26 protein-coding genes are annotated in these 24,560 nt (G+C 65.7%); 25 read left to right on the top strand and 1 reads right to left on the bottom strand.

Annotated features, from left to right (window positions below):
• Positions 1–93 precede the first annotated feature (93 nt).
• The 5 genes from HFC70_RS25055 (at position 94) to HFC70_RS25035 (ending at position 3,511) form a co-directional block, all read left to right on the top strand.
• Positions 94–693, top strand: a complete 600-nt coding sequence (locus tag HFC70_RS25055; RefSeq protein ID WP_168476037.1) for an HK97 family phage prohead protease — start codon at positions 94–96, stop codon at positions 691–693.
• Between the two features lie 11 nt (positions 694–704).
• Complete coding sequence (locus tag HFC70_RS25050; protein ID WP_168476036.1) at positions 705–1,958, top strand: phage major capsid protein; 1,254 nt, start codon at positions 705–707, stop codon at positions 1,956–1,958.
• Between the two features lie 247 nt (positions 1,959–2,205).
• Positions 2,206–2,775 carry a head-tail connector protein gene (locus HFC70_RS25045; protein ID WP_168476035.1) on the top strand — a complete coding sequence of 190 codons (570 nt, stop codon included), beginning with the start codon at positions 2,206–2,208 and terminating at the stop codon, positions 2,773–2,775.
• Positions 2,776–2,777: 2 nt separating this feature from the next.
• Complete coding sequence (locus HFC70_RS25040) at positions 2,778–3,113, top strand: phage head closure protein (protein WP_168476034.1); 336 nt, start codon at positions 2,778–2,780, stop codon at positions 3,111–3,113.
• Positions 3,110–3,511 carry a DUF3168 domain-containing protein gene (locus HFC70_RS25035; RefSeq protein WP_168476033.1) on the top strand — a complete coding sequence of 134 codons (402 nt, stop codon included), beginning with the start codon at positions 3,110–3,112 and terminating at the stop codon, positions 3,509–3,511. Before HFC70_RS25040 ends, HFC70_RS25035 begins: the two co-directional genes overlap by 4 nt.
• A gap of 245 nt (positions 3,512–3,756) precedes the next feature.
• On the opposite strand, the gene HFC70_RS25030 is transcribed toward HFC70_RS25035, so the two are convergent.
• Positions 3,757–4,968, bottom strand: a complete 1,212-nt coding sequence (locus HFC70_RS25030) for an MFS transporter (protein ID WP_168476032.1) — start codon at positions 4,966–4,968, stop codon at positions 3,757–3,759.
• A 323-nt stretch (positions 4,969–5,291) separates the two neighbouring features.
• Here HFC70_RS25030 and HFC70_RS25025 point away from each other — a divergent pair, with 323 nt between their 5' ends.
• From HFC70_RS25025 to HFC70_RS24930, 20 genes are all read left to right on the top strand, one after another.
• Positions 5,292–5,699: a phage major tail protein, TP901-1 family gene (locus HFC70_RS25025; RefSeq protein ID WP_168476031.1), complete on the top strand. Its 408-nt coding sequence runs from the start codon at positions 5,292–5,294 to the stop codon at positions 5,697–5,699.
• Positions 5,699–6,058, top strand: a complete 360-nt coding sequence (locus HFC70_RS25020; protein WP_246735951.1) for a gene transfer agent family protein — start codon at positions 5,699–5,701, stop codon at positions 6,056–6,058. The genes HFC70_RS25025 and HFC70_RS25020 overlap by 1 nt, the downstream gene beginning before the upstream one ends.
• The gene (locus HFC70_RS27090) at positions 6,055–6,324 is read left to right on the top strand and encodes a rcc01693 family protein (RefSeq protein ID WP_210259438.1); all 270 of its coding nucleotides are present in this window, start codon (positions 6,055–6,057) and stop codon (positions 6,322–6,324) included. The genes HFC70_RS25020 and HFC70_RS27090 overlap by 4 nt, the downstream gene beginning before the upstream one ends.
• A 27-nt stretch (positions 6,325–6,351) precedes the next feature.
• Positions 6,352–6,930 (top strand): phage tail tape measure protein, encoded by a 579-nt coding sequence (locus tag HFC70_RS25010; protein ID WP_168476030.1) that lies wholly within the window; start codon positions 6,352–6,354, stop codon positions 6,928–6,930.
• 15 nt (positions 6,931–6,945) lie between these two features.
• The gene (locus HFC70_RS25005; protein ID WP_168476029.1) at positions 6,946–7,587 is read left to right on the top strand and encodes a TIGR02217 family protein; all 642 of its coding nucleotides are present in this window, start codon (positions 6,946–6,948) and stop codon (positions 7,585–7,587) included.
• The gene (locus HFC70_RS25000) at positions 7,584–8,474 is read left to right on the top strand and encodes a DUF2163 domain-containing protein (protein ID WP_168476028.1); all 891 of its coding nucleotides are present in this window, start codon (positions 7,584–7,586) and stop codon (positions 8,472–8,474) included. Before HFC70_RS25005 ends, HFC70_RS25000 begins: the two co-directional genes overlap by 4 nt.
• Positions 8,471–8,905 carry an NlpC/P60 family protein gene (locus HFC70_RS24995; protein WP_168476027.1) on the top strand — a complete coding sequence of 145 codons (435 nt, stop codon included), beginning with the start codon at positions 8,471–8,473 and terminating at the stop codon, positions 8,903–8,905. The genes HFC70_RS25000 and HFC70_RS24995 overlap by 4 nt, the downstream gene beginning before the upstream one ends.
• 2 nt (positions 8,906–8,907) lie before the next feature.
• Positions 8,908–12,750 carry a glycoside hydrolase/phage tail family protein gene (locus HFC70_RS24990; protein ID WP_168476026.1) on the top strand — a complete coding sequence of 1,281 codons (3,843 nt, stop codon included), beginning with the start codon at positions 8,908–8,910 and terminating at the stop codon, positions 12,748–12,750.
• 30 nt (positions 12,751–12,780) lie between these two features.
• Complete coding sequence (locus HFC70_RS24985) at positions 12,781–13,005, top strand: hypothetical protein (RefSeq protein WP_168476025.1); 225 nt, start codon at positions 12,781–12,783, stop codon at positions 13,003–13,005.
• Between the two features lie 93 nt (positions 13,006–13,098).
• Entirely contained in the window at positions 13,099–13,398 is a 300-nt protein-coding gene (locus HFC70_RS24980; protein WP_168476024.1) for a hypothetical protein, read from the top strand.
• 89 nt (positions 13,399–13,487) lie between these two features.
• The gene (locus HFC70_RS24975; protein ID WP_168476023.1) at positions 13,488–14,159 is read left to right on the top strand and encodes a response regulator transcription factor; all 672 of its coding nucleotides are present in this window, start codon (positions 13,488–13,490) and stop codon (positions 14,157–14,159) included.
• Positions 14,160–14,242: 83 nt separating this feature from the next.
• Complete coding sequence (locus HFC70_RS24970) at positions 14,243–15,643, top strand: HAMP domain-containing sensor histidine kinase (protein WP_168476041.1); 1,401 nt, start codon at positions 14,243–14,245, stop codon at positions 15,641–15,643.
• Between the two features lie 261 nt (positions 15,644–15,904).
• Entirely contained in the window at positions 15,905–16,333 is a 429-nt protein-coding gene (locus HFC70_RS24965; protein ID WP_168476022.1) for a hypothetical protein, read from the top strand.
• A gap of 118 nt (positions 16,334–16,451) precedes the next feature.
• On the top strand, positions 16,452–17,609 hold the full coding sequence (gene ccmI / locus HFC70_RS24960; protein ID WP_168476021.1) for a c-type cytochrome biogenesis protein CcmI: 1,158 nt from the start codon (positions 16,452–16,454) through the stop codon (positions 17,607–17,609).
• On the top strand, positions 17,606–18,055 hold the full coding sequence (gene ccmE, locus HFC70_RS24955) for a cytochrome c maturation protein CcmE (RefSeq protein WP_168476020.1): 450 nt from the start codon (positions 17,606–17,608) through the stop codon (positions 18,053–18,055). Before ccmI ends, ccmE begins: the two co-directional genes overlap by 4 nt.
• The gene (locus HFC70_RS24950; RefSeq protein ID WP_168476019.1) at positions 18,052–20,040 is read left to right on the top strand and encodes a heme lyase CcmF/NrfE family subunit; all 1,989 of its coding nucleotides are present in this window, start codon (positions 18,052–18,054) and stop codon (positions 20,038–20,040) included. Before ccmE ends, HFC70_RS24950 begins: the two co-directional genes overlap by 4 nt.
• Complete coding sequence (locus HFC70_RS24945; protein WP_246735949.1) at positions 20,037–20,519, top strand: cytochrome c-type biogenesis protein; 483 nt, start codon at positions 20,037–20,039, stop codon at positions 20,517–20,519. Before HFC70_RS24950 ends, HFC70_RS24945 begins: the two co-directional genes overlap by 4 nt.
• Positions 20,520–20,683: 164 nt before the next feature.
• Positions 20,684–22,258 carry a Do family serine endopeptidase gene (locus HFC70_RS24940; RefSeq protein WP_246735948.1) on the top strand — a complete coding sequence of 525 codons (1,575 nt, stop codon included), beginning with the start codon at positions 20,684–20,686 and terminating at the stop codon, positions 22,256–22,258.
• A gap of 181 nt (positions 22,259–22,439) precedes the next feature.
• The gene (locus HFC70_RS24935; protein ID WP_305792535.1) at positions 22,440–23,129 is read left to right on the top strand and encodes a response regulator transcription factor; all 690 of its coding nucleotides are present in this window, start codon (positions 22,440–22,442) and stop codon (positions 23,127–23,129) included.
• 10 nt (positions 23,130–23,139) lie between these two features.
• On the top strand, positions 23,140–24,549 hold the full coding sequence (locus HFC70_RS24930; RefSeq protein WP_168476039.1) for a HAMP domain-containing sensor histidine kinase: 1,410 nt from the start codon (positions 23,140–23,142) through the stop codon (positions 24,547–24,549).
• Positions 24,550–24,560: the final 11 nt, after the last annotated feature.

Here is a 24,560-nt window from a genome sequence, read left to right as displayed (position 1 = left end):
GGTGGGGAGGGGTCTTTTTCATCTGCTATCAGCGCCACGGCGCCTGCCCTCTACCCCATCCAACATCGCACATTTCATCACGAGGAGACGGACATGCATGCTGAACGCGGGCGCGTTTTGCTGACGCAGAAATTTGCCGATCTGAGCTTGAGCGGCATTGCCGGCGACGGGCGGTTTTCAGGCTATGCCAGCGTGTTCGGCGAGGTGGATCTCGGCCGCGACGTGATCGAGCCGGGGGCCTTTCGCCATTCGCTGATGAAGCGCGGGGCGGCCGGCGTGCGCATGCTGTTCCAGCATGATCCGGCCGAGCCGATCGGCGCCTGGCGGGTGCTGCGCGAGGATGGGCGCGGGCTCTATGTCGAGGGGCAATTGTCGCCCGGCGTGGCGCGGGCCCGCGAGGTGCATGCGCTGATGAAGAGCGGCGCGCTGGACGGGCTGTCGATCGGCTTCCAGACCGTCAGGGCCCGCGCCGACGGGGGCGGCACGGCCGGCAAGAGGCCCGGCAAGGGCTCCGGCGTACGCCGCATTCTCGAGGCCGATCTCTGGGAAATTTCCGTCGTGACCTTTCCGATGGCGCCATCGGCCAGGGTCTCGAACGTCAAGCATGCGCGGTTTTTCCGCGACACGGAAACCGAGCTGCTGCGCACCATGCGCCGCGCCGCTCGGCTGATGGCCATCACCAACTTCAAATGAGGAGCAGCAGCATGACCAGGCAGATGACGACCGTGGCACCGGAGGTGAAAGCCGTGCCCGAAACCATGACGGCAGCCTTCGAGGATTTCATGCAAGCCTTCGAGGCCTTCAAGGATGCCAACGACCAGCGGCTCGGCGAAATCGAACACAAGCTGGTGGCCGACGTGGTGACCCGCGACAAGGTGGAGCGCATCAACAAGGCGGTCGACGAGCAGTCGCGGCTGCTCGACCAGCTGGCGCTGAAGAAGCTACGCCCGGCGCTCGGCCGCAGCGGTCAGGCCACGGTGGACGACACCGAGCGCAAGGCAGCCTTCGAGGCCTATATCCGCCGCGGCGACGAGGCGGGTCTGCGCGAGCTGGAGGCCAAGGCCCTGCAATCGGGCGTGGCCGGCGACGGCGGCTATCTGGTGCCCGAGGAGACCGACAGCGAGATCGGCCGGCGCCTGTCGGTGGTCTCGCCGATCCGGGCGCTGGCAACGGTGCGCCAGGTCTCCGGCGCCGTGCTGAAGAAGCCGTTCGCGCCGGCCGGCATGGCGTCGGGCTGGGTGGCCGAGACGGCAGCCCGCCCGCAGACCGGCACGCCGGAGCTGGCCGAGCTGTCGTTTCCGACCATGGAGCTCTATGCCATGCCGGCGGCGACGCAAGGCCTGCTCGACGATGCGGCGGTCGACATCGAGGCGTGGATCTCCAGCGAGGTCGACATCGCCTTTGCCGAGCAGGAGGGCGCGGCCTTCGTCGCGGGAGACGGCATCAACAAGCCGAAGGGTTTTCTCGCTTATGACACGGTGGCCGACGGAGCCTGGGAATGGGGCAAGATCGGCTACAAGCCGACCGGCACGGCCGGCGGTTTTGCGGCAAGCGGCCCCTCCGACATCCTGATCGACACGGTCTATGCCTTGAAGGCCGGCCATCGCCAGAACGCCCATTTCGTCATGAACCGCAAGACGCAAGGGGCGATCCGCAAGTTCAAGGATGCCGACGGCAACTATCTCTGGCAACCGCCCGGCGGCGTCGGCCAGCCGGCCTCGCTGATCGGTTTTCCGGTGACCGAGGCCGAGGACATGCCGGATGTCGCGGCCAATGCGCTTGCCATCGCGTTTGGCGATTTCCGCGCCGGCTACCTGGTGGTCGACCGCACCGGCGTGCGCGTGCTGCGCGACCCCTACAGCGCCAAACCCTATGTGCTGTTCTACACCACCAAACGCGTCGGCGGCGGCGTGCAGAATTTCGAGGCGATCAAGCTGGTGAAGTTTGCCGCGGGTTGAGGGGTGGGGCTCGATTTTTGCGAGGGCTGCCCCTCATCCCCGGCGCAACGGGTTGCGCCTGACCTGCCGGCACCTTCTCCCCATGAACGGGGGAGAAGGCATATGCCGCACCGGCTGTGTCTTATTGTGCCTCAGCGGTCCACGTCCCCTCTCCCCGCTTGCGGGGAGAGGGTCAGGGTGAGGGGCAAGGCGCAAGGCGCCACCAGGCCGCTCCCATCTTCCATCAATCCATGTTCCGGAGACATCCATGACCTATGCCCTGATCGCGCCGCCCGGCGCGGAGCCGTTGACGCTTGGCCAGGTGAAGGCCCATCTGCGTGTGGATGGGGACGACGAGGATCAGCTGCTGCAGAGTCTCATCGTCACGGCGCGCGAGCATCTGGAGCGCGAGACCGGGCTGTGCCTGTTGACCCAGGCGCTCAGGCTTTATCTCGACCGCTGGCCGCGCGACGGGGTGATTCCGATTGCGAGGGGACCGGTGCAAGGGATTCAAACCGTTACGGTTTATGAGGCCGACGGCACGCCTCTTCAGGTATCGCTTGAAGATCACCTGCTGGATGGCCAGAGCCGGCCGGCGCGGCTCTGGCTGCGCGATCCGCCGCGGCCGGGCCAGAGCCTGAACGGCATCGAGATCGACTTTCGCGCCGGTTATGGCGATGCCGGCACCGACGTGCCGGACACGCTGCAGCGCGCCATGCTGCTGCATGTGGCCGAGATGTTTGCCTATCGCGGCGTCGTCGATGCGAGGGACCAGCCGGCCGGGGTGCCGCGTGGTTACGAGCGGCTGATCGCGCCTTTCTGCCGGCGGGGGCTCTGACCATGGGTATGATCGAGATCGACCCCGGCGGCCTGACGGCGCGGCTGGCCCTGCAGGCGCCGGTGACGGTGCCCGACGGGCAGGGCGGCGCGGCGATCGGCTTCGAGGTGCTGGCCCTGATCTGGGCGCGCATCGAGCCGCGGCTGGTGACGGTGACGGAACAGGCCGGCGCCGAGACGGTGACCGTGACTCACGACATCTGGATCCGCCAGCGCGCCGGTGTTGCGGCCGGCATGCGCTTCGTCAAGGGCGGAAGGATCTTTGCCGTCAAGGCGGTGCACGACCCCGACGAGACGGGGCGATATCTCGTCTGTCGCTGCGAGGAGGAGGGGCGATGAGCGCCGTCAACGAATTGCTGCAGGCCGTTCACGCGCGGCTCTCCGGCGATGCGGCGCTGACGGCGCTGATCGGCACGGCCGGCATCCACGACCGGCGGCTCTCCAAGGCGGCGCTGCCCACTCTGGTGATCGGTAGCATCGAGGCGCGCGACTATTCGACGGGCACCGAGATGGGGTGCGAATGTTTGCTCAGCCTCGAGGCCTGGTCGGCGAGCGGGCGGCGCGAGGCGGAAGAAATCGCCGGCCTGGTGCGCGGGCTGCTCGACGATGCCGACCTGGCGCTGCCGAGCGCGGTGCTGGTCAGTCTCGCGCATCGCAAGACGGTCAGCCGGCGCGAGGTGAAGACGGCGCTGTTCGTGGCGGAGATGCAGTTTCGGGCGGTGTTGGAGGTGGGGTGAGGGGACGTCACGGGATGAGGCTTTGTAACGGCCCGTGTTGTGACCCTGCCCCTCACCCTAACCCTCTCCCCGCAGGCGGGGAGAGGGGACGAGGTCGAGGATGCCGCTCGGGTATCGGGAGCGTCGGCTTGCGTTGCGTCGAGTGCCGAGTTTTCGGGAGCATTGGGCGGTGCGGCCTATGCCTTCTCCCCGTTTACGGGGAGAAGGTCGCGGCAGCGGGATGAGGGGCACGTGGTATCCTAGACCTAAGCCACCCGCGCTCGCCGCGCCATCAGCGCGAGACCGGCGATACAGGCCAGCGCGGTGATCGCCAGCAGCGCCAGCGCCACGAGGGCGGTGGTGGCGCCCTGGCGGTCGAGCAGGGCGGTGAACAGCACCGGGGCGGCGGCGTTGGCGAGGTTCTGCGGCAGCGACAGGTGGGCTGATTGCTGGGCGAAGCGGCTGGCGGAAAAGAAGCTGAGCGGCAAGAGGACGCGCGACAGGGTGGCGATACCCGAGCCGAAACCGTAGAGCGCGATGAACAGCCAGAGCATCGAGGTCTGGCCATCCGCCAGGAGCAGCGCCACCATGGCCATGACCAGGAAGGCCGAGCCGACCAGGCCGGTCAACACCGGCGAGCTGCGCTTGCCGATCAGGACATCGACGGCGCGGGCCGCAATGCCAAGTACGGAGCGCAGCGAGCCAAGCTGCAGGGCAAGCGCCGGCGAGGCGCCGGAGACCTGCAGGATATGGATCAGCGACGGCGACAGGCCGAAGGTAATCAGGCTGAAGATCGAAGTGGAAACCGCAATCAGCAGGAAGGCAAGCACCGACTGGCGCGGCGTGAGCGCCAGCGGCTCGGTATCGGCGGCGCTCGACTGCTCGGCGCTGCGGACCTCGGGTTTGGAGAGCGCCAGGGCATGCAGCGGCAGGCAGACCAGAAGCTGGGCGCCGGCGGCAAGCATAAGCGTCAGGCGCCAGCCGAACTGCTGGTCGAGCAGGCTGAGGATCGGCCAGCAGACGGCAGACGACAGGCCGGCGAAGATCATCAGCATGCCGATGCTGCGCTTGGCACCGGCCCCTTCGTGCTCGACGACGGCGGTATAGGCCGGCACCGACAGGCCGAAGGCGCCGCCCAACCCGATCACCAGCCAGGCGCCAAGATAAAGGGCCGGCCCCTGGGCGAGGCTGAGCAGTAGAAGGCCGGATGTCATCAGGCAGGAGCCCACTGAGAGGATGCGCGAGGCGCCGTGTCGGGCCAAGAGCCGCCCGGTCTGCGGGCTGGCAAAGGCCAGCACCAGCATCATCACGGTCAGGCCGAGAAAGATCATTTCCATGCTCAAACCGAGATCGTCGGCAATGCGCCGGCCAAGCACGCCCGGCATGTCGAAGGTCGTGCCCCAGCCGAGGATCTGGCTGACCGACAGCAGGGCAATCAGCCCGGCGCGCGGCAGCCGGCGAGGCAGAGAGAGGGGCATGAGGATGATTCCGGTGAACGGTCTGGCGGGCGTTTTTCCTTAAGGCAAAACGGCGGCGGGTGGAACGGGGAATCTGTTGTCGTGCTTCTCCTGTGAGGTGCAGTGCGTTCCACCAGATTTGTCGGGGAATTGCTGCCCGTATGAGGCGGGTTATCACCTACGCAAGAAAACCCCTCCCCACAAGGGGGAGGGCTTAACCCTGCCGCACCGTCGATGAATGGAAGCGAGCGGTTTCCGCGAAGTTTTCTCCCTCCGTGTGGGGGAGATGGCCGGCAGGCCAGAGAGGGTCTTTTTCTATTTTTGTTGTCGAAAGGACGGAGACGATGGTGGCGCAGAAGGGCAAGGACCTTTTGATCAAGGTGCATGACGGCAATGCCTATGTGACGGTGGCGGGGTTGCGGACCCGGAAACTGAGCTTCAATGCGCAGACCGTCGATGTGACCGATGCCGAAAGTGCCGGGCGCTGGCGTGAGCTTTTGGGTGGGGCGGGGGTGCAGCGCGCGGCGCTGTCGGGGGCCGGGTTGTTCAAGGACCAGGCCTCCGACGAGCTTGTGCGCGCGGCGTTTTTCAATGCGGCGATCCTGTCGCTGCAGGTGGTGATCCCGTCGTTTGGCGCCGTGACCGGGCCGTTCCAGATCTCGGCGCTCGAGTATTCCGGCCAGCATGACGGCGAGCTGCAGTTCGAGATCGCCCTGGAATCGGCCGGCAGCCTGGCCTTCGGGGCGGCCTGATGGGCGGCCGGCATATGAGTGGCCGCGCCAATCGCCATCGCGGCGAGGTCGAGGCTGTGATCGACGGCGAGCGGCGCATACTGTGCCTGACGCTCGGCGCGCTGGCGGAGCTGGAGACGGCCTTCGCAGCGGAAAGCCTCGGCGATCTCGCCCGGCGGTTTTCCTCCGGCCAGCTGAAATCGGCGGATATGATCCGCATCCTCGGCGCTGGCCTGCGCGGCGCCGGCAATTGCTTTTCCGACGACGAAGTGGCCGGCATGGCGGTCGAGGGCGGCATTGCCGGCAGCGCCCGGGTGGTCGGCGATCTGCTGACGGTGACCTTTGCCGGCGACGAAGGGGCAAACCGCCCGAACCCTTGAGGGCCGCAGCGGCGGAGGCGGGCGGGACGATCGGACGCGGCGACGCGGCCGGACATGCCCCCATTGCGGGGCTAGACCCTTCGCCCTTTCCCTGGGGGCCGGCTTTGCATGCCGGGCTCTGCCTGCTGCGGCTTGATCCCACTGTTTTCTGGGCGCTCAGCCCGCGCGAATTTGCCGCCATGACGGGGGCCTTTGCGCCGCGCCGCGGCCATCCGCAACGGGCGGAGCTTAACGCGCTGATGGCGCGGTTCCCCGACGAGGCTTGAGGCCGACGAACCCTGAGGAGCAAAAAAATGGATGAGGATGACGGGCTGGCCGTGGCGGTGACGCTCGATGCCAGCGGTGTGACCAGCGTGCTCGACGATCTGGAGGCGCGCTCGCAGAGGTTTGGCCAGGCGCTGACCGGCGCGCTGAAGGGTGCCACGGTGGGCGGCAAGGATCTGGAGGAGACCCTGCGCTCGGTCGGCAACCGGCTGGCCGATATTGCCCTGTCAGCGGGGCTGAAGCCGTTGGAAAGCGCGCTGAGCTCGCTGGTGAGCGGACTGACCGGCAGTCTCGGTTCGCTGTTTGCCTTTGCCGATGGCGGCGTGCCGGGGCGGGTGACGCCGTTTGCCAGCGGCGGCGTGGTGTCGACGCCGACCTATTTCAACATGGGCAGCGATCTCGGCCTGATGGGCGAGGCGGGCTCGGAGGCGATCCTGCCGCTGAAGCGCGGGTCCGACGGGGCGCTCGGCGTCGCCAGCACCGGCGGCGGCGGTACGGTGATCCAGTTCAATGTGACGGCAACGGATGCGGCGAGCTTCAGGAAGAGCGAGGCGCAGATCTCCGCCATGCTGGCCCGCACCGTGCGGCGCGGCCAGCGCAGTCTTTAAGGGAGGAGGCCTGACATGAGTGAGAGTTTTCACGAGGTGCGGTTTCCGCTGAGGCTGTCGCTGGCCACCAGCGGCGGGCCGGTGCGGCGCACCGATATCGTCAACCTGTCGAACGGCCGCGAGGCCCGCAACCGGCGCTGGGCGAATTCTCGCCGCGCCTATGACGCCGGATCGGGCGTGCGGTCGCTGGCCGATCTCTATGCGGTGCTGGATTTCTTCGAGGCGCGCGGCGGCTCGCATGTCGGCTTCCGCTTTCGTGATCCAGTCGATGGCAATTCGGCCCGCCCCGGCGTGGCGGTGACGGCGCTCGACCAGCGCCTCGGCACGGGCGACGGCGCCGCGGCGACCTTCCAGCTGGTGAAGACCTATGGCGATGCGGCGGGCAGTTGGACGCGGACGATTGCTAAGCCGGTCGAGGGATCGGTGATCGTTTCGGTGGCCGGCACGGTGCTGCCGACGGGCGCCTATGGCTGCGACCCCGAGACGGGGCTGGTGACGCTGGGTGAGGACTTTATTCCTGTGTCCGGGCAGGCCGTCATGGCCGGCTTCGAATTTGATGTGCCGGTGCGCTTTGACACCGATCGGCTCGATCTGAATGTCGAGGCCTTCAATGCCGGCCGCATTCCGACCATTCCGCTGCTGGAGATCCTGCCATGAGACCGATACCGGACGGACTGGCCGGCCATCTGGCCAATGATGCGACAACACTCTGCCATTGCTGGCGGGTGACGCGCCGTGACGGCACGGTTCTGGGCTTTACCGATCACGACCGCGATCTGGTGACGGTGGGCACGGTGTTTCAGGCGGCGAGCGGCTTTGCGGCGAGCGACACGGAGGAGGAAGGCGGACTGTCGGTGCCGACGAGCGAGGTGTCGGGCGGCTTTTCGAGCGCGGCGATTGCCGAGGCCGACCTGATTTCAGGGCGCTATGACGGGGCGCGGGTCGAGGTCTTTCTGGTCAACTGGCAGGCACCGGGCCAGCATCTGCTGCTGAAGGTGCAGGAGATCGGCGAGGTCAAGCGCGAGGCGGAGCAGTTTTCCGCCGAGCTGCGCAGCTTTGCCCATCGGCTGACCCAGGAGCAGGGGCGGATTTTCAGCCGGCGCTGCGATGCGGCGCTCGGCGACGAGCGCTGCGGCGTCGATCTCGAGGCGCCGGGGCGCAGCGCCGACGGCGTCGTAACGGCGGTCGAGGCCGGTGACCGGATTGTGGTCTCGGGGCTTGCCGGCTTTGCCGACGGGTATTTTCGCCACGGGCGGCTGACGCTGAGCAATGGGGCCAATGCCGGCGTGACGGCGGATATCGACGATAGCAGGGTAGCGGGCGGCGGTATGCTGCTGGTGCTGTGGCTGCCCTTGGAAACGCTGCCGGAGCCGGGCGATGCGGTGCAGGTGACGGTCGGCTGCGACAAGGCGTTTGCCACCTGCCGCGAAACCTTTGCCAACCAGGTCAATTTCCGCGGCTTTCCCCATATGCCGGGCAGCGACTTTGCCTATTCCTATGCGGATGGCGAAACCACCCATGACGGATCGGTGCTGTTTGAATGAGCGCGATCGGCAACCAAGTGCTAGTGGCGGCCGAGCAGTGGATCGGCACGCCCTATCGCCATCAGGCCTCACGACGTGGCGTCGGCTGCGACTGTCTCGGCCTGGTGCGCGGCATCTGGCGGGATCTCTATGGCGAGGAGCCGGAATTGCCGCCGCCCTATGCGCCGGACTGGGCCGAGCGTAGCGGCGAGGACCGGCTGATCGCTGCCGCCGAGCGGCATTTTGTGACGGTCGCGGGGATCGGCGCGGCCGAGCCGGGCGATCTGCTGCTGTTTCGCTTCCGCCCGCACTATGCCGCCAAGCATGCCGGCATCCTGGCCGGGCCGGAGCATTTCATCCACGCCTATGAGCAGGCCGCAGTGATCCGCTCGGCGCTGGTGCCGGCCTGGCGCCGCCGGGTGGTCGGCGTCTATCGTTTTCCGGAGATCTGAGCATGGCAACCATTCTCTTCCAGGCGGCCGGTGCGGCGCTTGGCGGCATTTTCGGCCCGGTCGGCGCGATGATCGGCCGGGCGGCGGGAGCACTGGCCGGCAATGCCATCGACCGCAGCCTGATCGGCGGTTCGACGGTGTCCGGCTCGCGCCTGTCGACGGCGCGCATTCCCGGTGCCAGCGAGGGCACCGCGATCAACCGGCTCTATGGCACGGCGCGCATCGGCGGCACGCTGATCTGGGCGACGCGGTTTGAAGAAGAGGTGACGACCGAACGCTCCGGCAGCAAGGCGAGCGGCAGCAAAGTCAAGACATACAATTATTTCGCCAATATCGCCCTCGGCCTCTGCGAAGGGCCGGTCGCTTCGATCCGCCGCGTCTGGGCTGACGGGAGCGAACTCGATCTGACCGAAATCGAGATGCGGTTTTATCGCGGCAGCGAGACGCAAGGTCCCGACCCGCTGATCGAGGCCAAACAGGGCGAGGGCCGGGCGCCGGCCTATCGCGGGCTTGCCTATGTGGTGTTCGAACGGCTGCCGCTCGACACGTTCGGCAACCGCATTCCGGTTCTGCAATTCGAGGTGCTGCGGCCGGTCGGGCGGCTGGAGCGGCAGATCCGGGCGATCACGCTGATCCCCGGCGCCACCGAGCATGGCTATGCGACGACGGCGGTCAGCGAAAAGACCGGAGAGGGCAGCGCCCGCATCGTCAACCGCAACACGCTGACGGCGGCGACCGACTGGCAGGCGGCGCTTGACGAGCTGCAGGCGCTCTGCCCCCATCTCGACCATGTGGCGCTGGTGGTCAGCTGGTTCGGCACGGACCTGCGGGCCGAACAGTGCCGCATCGTGCCGGGCGTCGAAGTGGCAAGCCGCGACGATGAAAGCCGGCCTTGGCGGGTCTGCGGCATCGCGCGCGGCGCGGCGCATGTCGTCAGCCGGAACGATGGCGGACCCGCTTATGGCGGCACGCCGGACGATGCAAGCGTCATCGAGGCGATCGCCGACCTGAAGGCGCGCGGGCTGAAGGTCTTTCTCTATCCCTTCGTGATGATGGACATACCAGTCGGCAATGGACTGCCCGACCCCTATGGGGCGGGCGAGCAGGCAAGCTATCCCTGGCGCGGCCGCATCACCTGCCATCCGGCACCGGCACGTCCCGGCAGTCCGGACCGGTCGGCCGCGGTCGGCGAGGCGGTCGACAGTTTCTGCGGGCAGGCCGAGGCCGGCGATTTCACCGTCTCGGGCACATCGGTGCGTTTCAATGGCGACGACGAGGGCTACCGCCGCCTGGTGCTGCATTACGCCCTGCTGGCGCAGGCCGCGGGCGGCGTTGACGGCTTCATCATCGGCTCGGAACTGCGTGGGCTGACGACCCTGCGCGATGGGATGGACGGCTTTCCTTTCGTGGCGCGGCTGGCGAGCCTGGCTGCGGACGTGCGCGCCATTCTCGGCAGCGCCGCCCAGCTGACCTATGGCGCCGACTGGAGCGAATATTTCGGCTATCAGCCGCAGGACGGATCGGGCGACGTCTATTTCCATCTCGACCCGCTCTGGGCCAATCCAGCCATCGATGCGGTCGGCATCGACAATTACATGCCGCTGGCCGACTGGCGGGACGCGGACCTGACTGCGGCAAACCCGGACGGCTTTCGCATCGCCGATGATGTTGCTGCGATGCGCGGCCAGATCGACGCCGGCGAGGGATTCGACTGGTATTATGCAAGCGCTGCTGATCGCGACAGCCGGACGCGGTCCGCTATTACCGATGGTCTGGCCGGCAAGCCCTGGGTCTATCGTTACAAGGATATCGAGGGCTGGTGGACCAACCGGCACTATGACCGCAGCGGCGGGGCGGAAAGCGAAACGCCGAGTGCCTGGCTGCCGCGCATGAAGCCGGTCTGGCTGACCGAGCTTGGTTGTCCTGCGGTCGACAAGGGCGCAAACCAGCCGAATGTCTTCGTCGATCCGAAATCGGCTGAAAATGCGCTGCCGTATTTTTCCTCCGGCCAGCGCTCCGACAGCATGCAGCGGCGCTTTCTGGAGGCTCATCACGGCTGGTGGAGCGGCACACAAGTGCCGGACGGCATGGTCGATCCTGAGCGGATCTTTGTCTGGACCTTTGACACGCGGCCCTATCCGGCCTTTCCGCAGGATCTCGACATCTGGGCCGATGGCGACAATTGGCGAAGCGGCCATTGGCTGAACGGGCGGCTGGGAACCGCGACGCTCGCCGATACGATTTCAGGCATTCTCGACGACCATGGCTTCGAGGATTATGATGTCTCGGCGGTCGGCGGCGATCTGGGCGGCTATGTGCAGGGCGAGGTGACCTCGGCGCGCAGCCTGATCGAGCCGCTGATCGATGCCTTCCAGATCGACGTGATCGAGGATGGCGGCACGCTGGTGTTCCGCTCGCGCGCCAGAGCGAGCCTGCCGGCCACCGAACTCTCTGTGCTGGCCGATCGCGACGACGCACCGCTGTGGAGCGAGACGCGCGGCCATGACAGCGATTTTGCCGGCGAGGCGATCCTCTCCTTCTACGACATGGCGCAGGATTACGAGGCGGGCAGCGCCCGCTCGCGCCGCGTTGCCGCCGCATCGAGCCGGGTGCTGAGTCTCGATCTGCCGGCGGTGATGACGGAAGCCGAGGCGCTGGTGGCGGCCGAAGGACGGCTGCGCGACCACCGTATATCGAGACGCACGGTGGAGCTGTCGATCGGCCCGGCGGAGCTGCAGCTGCAGCCGGGCGACGTCGTGACCGTGGCCGACGGGCCGCAGGGTCGGTTTCTGGTGACCAAGATCGAGGATGGCGACATGCGGCAGCTGTCGCTGCGCGAATTTGCGGCCGGTGTGCCCACGGCCGTTGCCGAGACCAGCAGTGGCCGACGCAGTGCCAGCCGGGCGGCCGAGGCCTATGCGCCAGTGGTGCGCCTGCTCGACCTGCCGCGCCATCAGGCCGGTAACGAGACCGATTTTGCCTGTGCCGCCGTGCTCTCGAAACCCTGGCGGCGCACGGTACTGTCGTCGTCTGCCGAGAGCGAGGCCTATCAGACGCGCGTGGTCCTGGAGCGGCCGGCAGTGCTCGGCGTGCTGACACAGCCGCTGGCACCCGGCGTGTCCGGACGGTTCGATCGGGCCAATATCATCGAGGCGGACCTCTACCACGGCGAACTGGCCTCGGCGTCGCGGCTGGCGGTGCTGAACGGCGCCAATCGGTTGGCGGTGCACGCCGCCAATGGCGCCTTCGAGGTGATCGGCTTTGCTGAGGCGCAGGAAACGACGGCGGGCCACTGGCAGATGGCGACACTGCTGCGCGGGCTGGGCGGCAGCGAGGACGCCATGCGGGCAGGCGCTATCGCCGGGGCCGAGATCGTGCTGCTTGATGCCGCGGTCAAGCCGATCGGACTTTCTTCGGCGGAGGCCGGCCTGACGCTCAACTGGATCGCCGAGGCGGCCGGCACAGGCCTGCCGGCCAGCGGACCCATAACCTTTGCCGGCCGAACGCGGGCCCAGGTACCGCTCTCGCCGGTGCATCTGCGCGGCGCCAGAGGAGCAGACGGCGCGATCCGGCTGTCGTGGATCCGCTGCGGCCGGATCGATGCCGACAGCTGGCTGCAGGCGGAAATTCCGCTCGACGAAGAGGTGGAGCGCTACCGGCTGCGGATCCTTGAGGACGGCGCCATCCGCCGCACCGTCGAGGTCACGGAACCGGCCTATCTCTATGACCAGACCCAGGAGATCGCCGATTTCGGCAGCCTGCAGCCAAGCCTTGCTGTGACCGTCTGCCAGATCGGCCGCGGCATTGCCGAGGGCATCGAGGCGCAGGCGGTGATCACACTGTGACGTCAACACAAACGGGAAAAGGAGACTGTCATGCAGGACTTGAAATCGTGGTATCAGTCGAAGACGATCTGGGGCGCACTGGTGGCGGTCGCTTCGTCGCTGCTGGGGCTTGCCGGCGTGCATTTGGGACTTGACGAGCAGGGCGATCTTGCCGACCTTCTGGTCGGGCTTGGCGGTTCGCTGGGCGGATTGCTGGCGCTTTACGGTCGGATCTCGGCCAAGGCCAGCATTGTCCAACGCTCTCGCAGCGAATGACGTCGGTATATGCGGTGGCATTCATTTGCCATTCAGATGCTGTCCGGTAAAGATCGACCATAAGCAATGGCGTAGCGGAAGAAGTAAAACCTCATGGCATCATCCCTGATCATAGCGAGCATCGCAGCCGGTCTGGCCGGGTCTCCGATGCCGGATGCCGCGGCCTTTGCGCAACCCTTGCCTGTGGTTCAGGTGCAGGCGCAGGGAAACAACGGCAAGAGCCGGAGCGATGGCGGCGGCGATTGCCGGGCGGCGGTCTCAAGGGCGCTCCAGCAATCCGGCGGCACCTTGCTGTCGGTCCGGCCCTCCGGCGGGCAGTGCCTGGTCACGGTGTTGATCCCCGGCAAGGGCAATGCCCGGCCGCGCAAGGAAACCATCCCGGTGCCGCGCTGAGACGAATGACGGTGCTGAGTGCGAAACGACGGTTTCGCTGGCAGGCCTCACGAGAGGGCCTTGATGTAGAGATGGGGAGAACGGGGTAAATGCGGATTCTGGTCGTCGAGGACGATGTCAACCTGAACCGGCAACTGGTCGAGGCCCTGCAGGAGGCCGGCTATGTCGTCGATCATGCGCTGGACGGCGAAGAGGGCCATTTTCTCGGCGATACGGAACCCTATGACGCTGTCATCCTCGATATCGGCCTGCCGGAAATGGACGGCATTACCGTGCTGGAAAAATGGCGGGCCGGCGGCCGGGTCATGCCGGTGCTGATCCTGACGGCCCGCGACCGCTGGAGCGACAAGGTGTCCGGCATCGACGCAGGCGCCGACGATTATGTGACCAAGCCGTTTCATGTCGAGGAAGTGCTGGCGCGCATCCGCGCCCTGATCCGCCGTGCCGCTGGCCACGCCTCGTCGGAAATCGTCTGCGGCCCGGTACGGCTCGACACCAAGGCGTCGAAGGCGACGGTCAACGGCACGACGCTGAAACTGACCTCCCACGAATTCCGGCTGCTGTCCTACCTGATGCATCACATGGGCGAGGTGGTGTCGCGCACGGTGCTGGTCGAGCATATGTACGACCAGGATTTCGACCGCGATTCCAACACGATCGAGGTGTTCGTCGGGCGGCTGCGCAAGAAGATCGGCATGGACATGATCGAGACCGTGCGTGGCCTCGGCTACCGGATCAAGGCGCCGGCCGATGCGGGTTAAAGCGAAGCTTCGGGAGGTGCGATGGGCTTTCGTGACCGGATCGGGGTGCCGAAACGGCGCCGCGTCCAAGATCTAGAATGGCGATCGGTCCCCGCTCCCTTACCGTCCGGGTGCTGCTGCTGGCGACCGTCTGGTATGCTGCGGCGCTGGTGACGATTGCGGTCGTCATCTCGGCCCTCTACCGGCAGGGCGCCGAGCGCGCCTTCAACGATCTGCTGCGCGCCCAACTCTACAATGTCATCAATTCGGTCTCGATCGGCGATGGCGACAGCCTGTCCGGCAGTCCGTCGCTCGGCGACCTCCGGTTTTCGCAACCGGAGACCGGCTGGTACTGGCTGGTCGAGCCGCTCGGCAATTTTGCCGCAGCACCCATGGCCTCGACCTCGCTCGGTACGGCCAACCTGCCGGTGCCGAGCACGGAGGAAACGCCGTTCGACCAGAGCTACGAGCGTTTCTACGGAATGAGCGACGAGTTCGGCAACCGCTTGCGGGTCGCCGAAACGGAAGTCATCCTCGACGAGGGCGGACGGGCGGCGCGGTTTCGCGTCTCCGGCAACCTGATCTCGGTGGAAGAGGAAATCCAGGCCTTTTCGACACGGCTCTATGCAGCCCTTGCGGTGTTCGGCTTCGGCGGCCTGCTGGTCAACGGGTTGGCCATTCTTTACGGGTTGAAGCCGCTGGACCGGGCACGCCGGGCGCTGGAGGCGATCCGCGGCGGCGAGGCCGAACGCATCGAGGGGCAGTTTCCCCGTGAGATCGAGCCGCTGGCCAATGAGATCAACGCCTTGATCGACAGCAACCGACGCATCGTCGAGCGAGCCCGCATGCAGGTCGGCAATCTCGCCCATTCGCTGAAGACGCCGATCGCCGTGCTTTTGAACGAATCGCGGGTGCTGAAAAAGCCGCATGGAGAGGTGGTCAAATCCCAGGCCGAGGCCATGCAGGCGCAGGTCGCCTCCTATCTCAACCGCGCCCGCATCGCCGCCCAGCGCGAGTCGGTCCTGGCGCGCTGCGAGGCCGATCCGGTTCTGGAACGGCTGACGCGGGTGATGCGCCGGCTCAATCCCGACAAGGAATTCGAGCTTGATGTCGCCGCGCCAGGTCTGGTTTTCGCCATGGAGCAGCAGGACCTTGAAGAAACCATCGGCAATCTTCTGGAGAACGCCGCGCGCTATGCGGCCTCCAGGGTGAAGGTGGCGGTCGGCGTGGCGGCATCCGGTGAAGAGGGCGTCGATCCCGCAAGGCGGCAGTGGATCGAGGTGACGATCGAGGACGACGGACCGGGACTGGAGCCGGACCAGATCGTCGAGGCGCTGAAACGCGGCCGAAGGCTGGATGAAAGCAAGCCCGGCACCGGCCTCGGCCTGTCAATCGTCAAGGAGATTTCCACCGAATATCAGGGCGCATTCGGGCTCTCGCGCGCCATTTCGGGCGGGCTGAGGGCGCGGCTCCTGCTGCCGGGCGTCTCGAAGGATGCAGCATGAGGTCCGGCCAGGTGACCGCCATGCGCCGGACAGAACCGGTTGGTTGCAGCAGTCATTGCGGTCACGATCCCGCCGCCGCTGTTGCAGCTTGGACGCGTTCGGCGAATTCTTTCGCGGCAAGCGCCGGAATTTCCATCCTATTTGTCGATTCGCGCGCTAATATGCGCAAAGAGAGACAGCCACAATGATGCCATGTCCGTGCAGCAGCAGTAGGGTTCCATTTGCATGATCAATACTTCAGGCTCGATTCGGACCTACCCCATGATTGTATCCGCCACGCGGCGCTCGGTTGCTGTCGGCCTGAGTGCGCTGCTCCTGTCGGCCTGCACCACCAATGGTGGCGGCAGCCGTTCCGGGCTGCTGTCTTCCGGCGGTTCCAATTCCTCTGCCGTCTACATCACGGCGCTGCAGGGCGGCATCGTGTCGCGCAGCCCGGTCGAACTGAGCTCCAGCGAAAAGCAAAGGGCGCTTGAGGCCGAATATCGGGCGCTGGAAGCCGCCCCCGGTGGACAGCCGGTGACCTGGACCGGCCGCAATGTCAGCGGCCAGGTGGTCGCCTCGGCGCCCTATCAGGTCGGCGCGCAGAACTGCCGGCAATATGCCCATAAGCTGGTCGACGGCGGACGTCAGACCGAAGCCCGCGGAACGGCCTGTCGCAACGCCAATGGAACCTGGACCCCCTTGACTTAAGTCAAGGCTGGCCCGTTGATGCCAGCATAGAGCATTCCATGCGGCCAAACGCCTCAAATTCGCGTCATCGGCCGTTTGTCGGTTGGATTGTCCGGCCGGTTGCAGTATTTGGGCGCTTATGTTGTTCTGGATCGTCATCGCCGTCTTAACGTTTGTCGTCGCTCTTGCGCTCATGCTGCCTTTGATGAGAGCGGGGGTGACCGTATCAACCGGCGACGAGGGCGAGGCTGCGGTCTACCGCGACCAGCTACAGGAACTGGAGCGCGACAAGGCGCTCGGGCTGATTTCCGACCAGGACTCGTCCTATGCCAGGGCCGAGATTGGCCGCAGGCTGCTGGCCGCTTCCGCTGCGCCGACCGGCCTGACGGACGCTCCGGTGGCGCCGCGCGGCCATCCGCTGGCCCAGCTTTTCATCTTTCTCTGTCTTCCCGCCATAGGCCTCGGCCTTTATCTGATGACCGGCAGCCCAGGCACGCCGTCGCAGCCGCTGGCCGCGCGGCTTGAAAATCCCGGCGGCAATCTCGACCTTTTGGTCGCCAAGGCCGAACGGCATCTGGCTGAAAACCCCAATGATGGATCCGGTTGGGACGTTCTGGCGCCGATCTATTTCAAGAGCCAGCGTCTCGGCGACGCCGAGCTTGCCTATCGCAACGCCATCCGGCTGAACGGGGCGAGCGCCGAGCGGTTGAGCGGCCTTGGCGAAACGCTGATTGCCGGCAACGAGGGCATCATCACCGACGATGCGCGGTCCGCCTTCGAGGAGGCGCTGCGGCTGAAGGCAGACAATCCGCGCGCCGCGTTTTATCTGGCGCTGGCACAGGAACAGGCCGGCAAGCACCCCGAGGCATTGGCGGCCTTCAAGGCGCTGGCCGAACAGTCGCCGCCCGGCGCGCCGTGGCTGGACCTGGTCAACGAGCATATCGTGGCCAACGGCGGTGAGGCGGCTGTCGCCGAGGCCACGCCGGTCAACCCCGATGCACCGGGAAATCCGAGCGCAGCCGACGTGGCGGCAGCGCAGGGCATGGCGACCGGCGACCGCATGGCGATGATCCGCAGCATGGTCGATGGCCTCGACCAGAAGCTGAAGGAAAATCCTGACAATTTCGAAGGATGGATGCGGCTTATCCGTTCCTATGCCATGCTGAAGGAGCCCGACCGCGCTGTGGCTGCGCTGAAGGCGGGGCTGGTCGCCTTTCCTGCTGAGGGAGAGCAGGGCAAGGCGCTGATGGCATCGGCCCGCGAACTGGGACTGCCCGTGGAGGAAGCACTGAAATGACCCGCAAACAGAAACGTCTCGCCGTGATTGCCGGCGGCATGGGCTTCATCATTGCCGCCGTCCTGCTTGTCATGTTCGCTTTCGGCCAGGCAGTTGCCTATTTCTACATGCCGTCCGACATTGCCAAGATGCCGATCGATCCGGGAACGCGCATCCGGCTCGGTGGGCTGGTGGCCGAGGGGTCCGTGGTGCGCGGTGAGGGCTCGACGGTGAAATTTTCCGTGACCGACGGATCGAGCACGGTGCCGGTCACCTATGTCGGCATCCTGCCGGATCTGTTTCGCGAGGGGCAGGGGGTGGTGACCGAGGGCGTGTTCGAGGCGGGCTCGACGGTGTTTTCTGCCGATACGGTGCTGGCCAAGCATGACGAGAACTACATGCCCAAGGAAGTCGCCGACCGTCTGAAGAAAGACGGCGTCTGGCAGGGCGAGGAGGCGACGCAATGATCATCGAACTCGGGCACTACGCGCTGGTCCTGGCGCTGGCGGCCACGGTGGTTCTGTCGATCCTGCCGATCATCGGCGCGCGGCGCGGCGATGCGGCGCTGATGGCGATCGGCACGACCGGAACGCTGGTGCAGTTTGCCCTCGTCGCCTTCTCCTTCGGCGTTTTGACCTATGCCTACATGGTCTCCGACTTCTCGCTTCTGAACGTCTGGCAGAATTCCCATTCGCTGATGCCGGCGATCTACCGGTTCTCGGGCGTCTGGGGCAATCACGAAGGCTCGATGATGCTGTGGCTGCTGATCCTGACGCTGTTCAGCGCCATGGTCGCCTTCTTCGGCACCAACCTGCCGGATCGCCTGAAAGCCAATGTGCTGGCTGTGCAGGCCTGGATCAGCGGCGCCTTCATCCTGTTCATCCTTTTGACCTCCAACCCTTTCGTGCGCATCAGCCCGGTGCCGGCCGAAGGCGAGGACCTCAATCCGGTGCTGCAGGATGTCGGGTTGGCCATTCATCCGCCGCTGCTCTATCTCGGCTATGTCGGCTTTTCCGTCTGTTTCTCGTTTGCCATCGCCGCCCTGATCGACGGGCGCATTGACGCCGCCTGGGCCCGCTGGGTACGGCCATGGACTCTGGCCGCCTGGACGTTTCTGACCGCCGGCATCGCCATGGGCTCCTACTGGGCCTATTACGAACTCGGCTGGGGCGGCTGGTGGTTCTGGGACCCGGTCGAAAACGCCTCCTTCATGCCCTGGCTTGCCGGCACCGCGCTCTTGCATTCGGCGCTGGTGATGGAAAAGCGCGAGGCGCTGAAGATCTGGACGGTGCTTTTGGCCATCCTCACCTTCTCGCTGTCGCTGCTCGGCACCTTCCTGGTGCGCTCCGGCGTGCTGACCTCGGTGCATGCCTTCGCCACCGATCCGAGCCGCGGCATCTTCATTCTGGGCATCCTGACCTTCTTCATCGGCGGTGCGCTGACGCTGTTTGCCTTCCGCGCCCCGCTCTTGAAGGCCGGCGGCCTGTTCGCGCCGATCTCGCGCGAAGGTGCGCTGGTGCTCAACAATCTGATCCTGACCGTGTCGACGGCCACCGTTCTGATCGGCACGCTTTATCCGCTGCTGCTGGAAACCCTGACTGGCGAGAAGATCTCGGTCGGCGCGCCGTTCTTCAACCTGACCTTCGGCCTTTTAATGGTGCCGCTGCTGGTCGCCGTGCCGTTTGGCCCGCTGCTGGCCTGGAAGCGCGGCGATCTGCTGGGCGCGTTGCAGCGGCTCTACGTGGCGGCCGGCTTGGCACTGCTGGCCGGCCTGACGCTGTTTTATATCGAGAACGGCGGACCGGTTCTGGCCATCCTCGGCATGGCGGCGGGCTTCTTCCTGATGTTCGGCGCCATCACCGATCTGTGGTATCGCGCCGGTTTCAACAAGCAGACCTGGTCGATCGGCTTTCGCCGTTTGCGTGGTCTGCCGCGCTCGGCATTCGGCACGGCGTTGGCGCATTTCGGCTTCGGCGTGACGGTTCTCGGCATCGTCGCGGTGACCACGTTCGAAACCGAGACGGTGGTCGAAATGAAGCCGGGCGCGACGGTCGAGGCGGGCGGCTATTCGATCACCTTCGACGGGTTGCGGTCCTTCACCGGGCCGAATTTCACAGAGGACCGCGGCCACTTCAACCTGCGCCAGGGCGGCGTCGACATCGGCGATGTCTGGTCGTCGAAGCGGCTCTATACGGCACGCCGCATGCCGACCACCGAGGCCGGGATCCGCACCTTCTGGACCAGCCAGCTCTATATCTCGCTCGGCGACGTGATGGCCGACGGCGGCATGGTCGTTCGGATATGGTGGAAGCCGTTCATCCTGTGCATCTGGCTGGGTGCGCTTGTCATGATGACCGGCGGCTTCGTCTCGCTCAGCGACCGGCGCCTGCGGGTCGGCGCGCCGACCCGGCGGGCCAAGGCGATGCCGGTCGGACTGGAGGCGGCTGAATGAAAAACAAGACCATGGGGTCATTCACCTTGCGTGCCATGCTGCTGTCGGCCGCGTTGCTGTTGATCCCCCTTGCGGCCCACGCCGTCAATCCCGACGAAATCCTTGCCGATCCCAAATTGGAGGAGCGGGCCCGCAATCTCTCGGCACAATTGCGCTGCATGGTCTGCCAGAACCAGTCGATCGACGACAGCAATGCGGAACTGGCGCGCGACCTGCGGCTGATCGTTCGCCAGCGCATCGTCGATGGCGATAGCGACCAGGACGTCATCCAGTATGTCGTGTCGCGTTACGGCGAATTCGTGCTGCTGAAGCCGCGCGTCAGCGTCAAGACGATCGCGCTCTGGGGCACGCCGGTGGTCATGCTCTTGATCGGCCTTGCCGTGATGGCGGGTTTTGCCCGTCGCAGAAACAGCCGCCCGGCCACCGAGGCACTGACCCCGGACGAGGAAGCCCGCCTCGAAAAACTGCTCGACAAGTAAACAGACGAATTCGCAGGCGGATTTCCGTTTCTTTTCAAAGATTACCAAATATTCATGCAGCGGACAGTTCGTTGTAAGGTGCAGCGTCTTATATCTTCATCATCCACCGCTTCACGGCCGGTTCCCCCGGCTTCCAGTCAGCAGCAGATATGAAGGTACAGTCCATGTTCTACAACAAAAACGACCGTTCTCCGCTCAAGTCCATCCTCAAGAACTCCACGGCAGCGGGACTGGCGGCGCTCATGTTGTCCGCAGCCCTTCCGGCCATGATCACCCCTGCCCATGCTGAGGCCGTCAAGGTCGAGGCCCCGCAGGTCCCGAGCTTCGCCGACGTCGTCGAAGCCGTGTCGCCGGCCGTCGTCTCCGTCCGCGTCCAGTCCGATGTGCAGCCGGCCTCCGATGAAAGCGGCTTCAACTTCGGCTTCGGCGGTCGCGATTTCGACGAGCTGCCGGACGATCATCCGCTGAAGCGCTTCTTCAAGGAATTCGGCGCTCCGGGCCAGGAAGGTCGCGGGCCAGAGGGACATGCCATGCGCCCGCCGCGCGACGGCGGTCCGGAACGCCATGGCAAGCTTCGTCCGACCTCGCAGGGCTCTGGCTTCTTCATCTCCAAGGACGGCTACATCGTCACCAACAACCACGTCGTGGCCGATGGCGCTGCATTCACCGTGGTGATGAACGACGGCACCGAGCTTGACGCCAAGCTGATCGGCAAGGACAGCCGCACCGATCTGGCCGTGCTCAAGGTCGAGGAACCCAAGCGCGAGTTCACCTATGTCGAATTTGCCGAGGAATCGGATATCCGCGTCGGCGACTGGGTCGTGGCCGTCGGCAACCCCTTCGGTCTCGGCGGCACGGTGACCGCTGGTATCGTCTCGGCCCGCGGCCGCGACATCGGCTCCGGCCCCTATGACGATTACATCCAGATCGACGCAGCCGTGAACCGCGGCAATTCCGGTGGTCCGGACTTCAACCTATCCGGCAAGGTGGTCGGCATCAACACGGCGATCTTCTCGCCGTCCGGCGGCAATGTCGGCATCGCGTTCGCCATTCCGGCGACCGTCGCCAAGGACGTCATCGCCGATCTGATGAAATCGGGTTCGGTCGATCGCGGCTGGCTCGGCGTGCAGATCCAGCCGGTCACCAAGGATATCGCCGACTCGCTTGGCCTGGCTGAGGCAAGCGGTGCGCTGGTTGTCGCCCCGCAGGCCGGCTCGCCCGGCGAAAAGGCCGGCATCAAGCAGGGTGACGTGGTGACCGCCGTCAATGGCGAGACCGTCAAGGATCCCCGCGACCTGGCCAAGCGCATCGCAGCCTACGCACCGGGTACCAAGGTCGATGTGTCCCTGTGGCGCGCCGGCAAGGCAACCTCGGTGAAGGTCGATCTCGGCCAGTTGCCGAACGAGCAGGAAATGGCCAATTCCACCGGCCAGGCGCCGGAGGAAGAGGAAGGCACTGCGACCGAACAGGCCCTGGCCAATCTCGGCATGAGCGTCACACCCGCCGAAGACGGCAAGGGCCTGACGATCGTCGAAGTCGATCCGGACTCCGATGCCGCCGACAAGGGCCTGAAGACCGGCGAGAAGATCACCTCGGTCAACAACCAGGCCGTCGCGACGGCGTCGGAAATCACCAAGGTCATCGACCAGGCCAAGAAGGACGGCCGCACCAAGGCGCTGTTCCAGATCGAGTCCGACAGCGGCAGCCGCTTCGTCGCCCTGCCGATCAACCAGGGTTGAATGGGCCTGCCCATTCAGCCGGGCTGATTGCGGTCTCAGCATCATGAAGGGGCGCCGCGGGCCGGACCGATCCGGAACGCGGCGCCCTTTTCTCATTGAAGAGGAGCGGACAATGGGTTCCCAATCCCAACAATCTGTGAAGCCGGGCATTTCCGGTTGTGCGGATGGCGCGGCCGGCGATATGGTCCCGCACATGAAGATACTGGTTATTGAAGACGACCTGGAAGCCGCAGCCTATATGACGAAGGCGTTCCGCGAGGCGGGAATCGTTGCCGATCACGCAAGCGACGGCGAAAGCGGCCTCTTCATGGGCTCGGAAAACAGCTATGACGTCATGGTCATCGACCGCATGCTACCGCGCCGCGACGGCCTGTCGGTGATCAGCGAATTGCGCAAGCGCGCCATCAACACGCCGGTGCTGATCCTCTCGGCGCTGGGACAGGTCGACGACCGGGTGACGGGGCTCCGGGCTGGCGGCGACGACTACCTGCCGAAACCTTACGCCTTTACCGAACTGCTGGCGCGCGTCGAGGTGCTCGGCCGCCGCAAGGGCACGCCTGAACAGGACATGGTCTACCGGGTCGGCGATCTCGAACTCGACCGGCTGAGCCATGAGGTGCGCCGTGGCGGCAAGGATATTCCGCTGCAGCCGCGCGAATACCGGCTGCTGGAATATCTGATGAAGAATGCCGGCCAGGTGGTGACCCGCACCATGCTTCTGGAAAATGTCTGGGACTACCACTTCGACCCGCAGACCAACGTCATCGACGTGCATGTGTCGCGGCTTCGCTCGAAGATCGAGAAGGATTTCGACAAGCCGCTGCTCAAGACCGTGCGCGGCGCCGGCTACATGATCAAGGACGAGGGGTAACGTGCGCTCCATGATCCGGTTCGGCGTTCTGTTCAAGTCGACGGCGGTTCGCCTGTCGGCCCTCTACATCATCCTGTTTGCCCTGTGCGCTGCCTTTCTCGTCTTCTATGTGACGGCGTTATCAGAGCGGTTGCTCAACCAGCAGACCCGCGAAAGCCTCCAGCAGGAGGTCGAGGAGGTCCAGGCCTCCTATGATCGTGGCGGCATGAACCTGCTGCTGCGCACGCTGGAACGGCGCGCCCGCCAGCCCGGCGCCAATCTCTACGTGATTGCCTCGCCGAACGGCGAGATCCTCGCCGGCAATGTCGCCTCCGTCGAGCCGGGCGTCTTCGACGACGAAGGCTGGACCAATTTTCCGTTTCACTACGAGCGCTATTCCGACAGTGGCGCGGTGCGCAAGCATCTGGCGACGGCGCATGTGTTTTTCCTAGACAACAGCCTGCGGGTGCTGATCGGCCGCGACCTCGGCGAGCCGGCAAAGTTTCGGCTGCTGGTGCGCAAGGCGCTGATGGTGGCACTGGCCATCATGGGCGCCGGCGCGGTGATCATCTGGTTTGCCATCGGCCGAAATGCCCTGAAGCGCATTGATCGCCTCTCGGCGGCCAGCAAGAAGATCATGGCCGGCGATCTGTCGCAGCGCCTGCCGGTCAGCGGTTCGGGCGACGAATTCGACCGGCTGTCCTCGTCGCTGAACGAGATGCTGGGCCGCATCGAAAAGCTCAACGAGGGGCTCCGGCAGGTCTCCGACAATATCGCCCATGACCTGAAGACGCCGCTGACCCGGCTGCGCAACAAGGCGGCCGATGCGCTGGCGGAAGACGATGTGGCGACGCGCCGCGCCGCCCTCGAAGGCATCATCGTCGAATCGGACCAGCTGATCCGCACCTTCAACGCGCTTCTGATGATATCCCGCGTCGAAGCCGGTTCGATCGCCGCCGAACTCTCGGACGTCGATATCTCGGCGATCGCTGCCGACAGCGCGGAACTCTATGAGCCCGCGGCGGAAGAGGCGGGGCAGACGCTGGCAACCGCAGTCGAGCCGGGGATTTCTGTCCGGGGAAACCGCGAACTGATCGGCCAGGCGATTTCCAACCTGCTCGACAATGCCATCAAATATGCCGGCGGCGAGCAGGGTCGGCCGGAAATCCGCCTGACCGTCACCCGGCAGGACGGCGAGGTCCGCCTGACGGTGGCCGACGGCGGCCCCGGTATTCCAGCCGATCGCCGCGAGGACGCCGTCAAGCGCTTCGTGCGGCTCGACGAAAGCCGCTCAAAACCGGGAACCGGGCTCGGGCTGTCGCTGGTCGAGGCGATCATGGCGTTGCACGGTGGACGCCTCGAGCTGGCCGACACGGTTGCCGATCGCGAGACAGGGCGCGGGCTTTCGGCGACCATGGTCTTTCCGGCACAGACATCCTAACCTGCAGGCAA

It is taken from the genome of Agrobacterium sp. a22-2, from assembly GCF_012276985.1.
Classification (GTDB): Bacteria; Pseudomonadota; Alphaproteobacteria; order Rhizobiales; family Rhizobiaceae; genus Allorhizobium.
Note: the sequence above shows the minus strand (reverse complement) of the source record. Positions and strands in the feature narration are given on the sequence as shown.